Source organism: Phycicoccus sp. DTK01 (assembly GCF_017312765.1).
Classification (GTDB): domain Bacteria; phylum Actinomycetota; class Actinomycetes; order Actinomycetales; family Dermatophilaceae; genus Phycicoccus; species Phycicoccus jejuensis.
The window spans coordinates 1-690 of the sequence record NZ_BOPU01000036.1 but is presented as its reverse complement, the minus strand read 5'-3'; the positions used below and the strand labels follow the sequence as shown (position 1 = coordinate 690).

1 protein-coding gene is annotated in these 690 nt (G+C 69.0%); it reads left to right on the top strand.

Features of this window, described 5'->3' with window-relative positions:
- Positions 1 to 651 (top strand): DUF4982 domain-containing protein (locus J3473_RS19265; protein WP_207025412.1); only part of this gene is annotated, 651 nt, incomplete at its 5' end.
- Positions 652 to 690 lie beyond the last annotated feature (39 nt).

Here is a 690-nt window from a genome sequence, read left to right as displayed (position 1 = left end):
CCGAAGGATCGCTACTACCTGTACCAATCGCGCTGGCGTCCCGAGCTGCCGATGGCGCACCTGCTGCCGCACTGGACGTGGCCGGGCCGCGAGGGCCAGGTCACGCCGGTGCACGTGTTCACCTCGGGCGAAGAAGCGGAGTTGTTCGTCAACGGCGTGTCGCAGGGCCGCAAGAAAAAGGCGCCGTTCGAGTACCGGCTGCGCTGGGATGACGTCGTCTACCGGCCCGGCGAACTTCGCGGGCAGGCGTACAAGGACGGCAAACCGTGGGCAAGCGCGTCGACGCGTACGGCCGATGCGCCGGTGCGAATCGACGCGGTGGCGGATCGTCGCGTGATCGCGAACGACGGGCGCGACCTGTCCTTCGTCACCGTGCGCGTGGTCGATCGCAACGGCGTCGCGGTGCCGAACGCGGGCAACCGCATCCGCTTCAGCATCGAAGGACCCGGCGAAATCGTCGCCACCGACAACGGCGACCCGACCGACATGGAGGCGTTCGTCGCGCAAGAACGTCGACTGTTCAGCGGCCTGGCGCTCGCGATCGTGCGCGCCGTGCCGGGTTCGACCGGAACCATCACCCTGCACGCCGACGGCGACGCGCTGCAGGGCACGAGCATCACCCTGGAAAGCCGCGCACCGGAGCACCCATGACCGCACGACACACCACCCTGCGCGCGCTTCTCGCCGCGA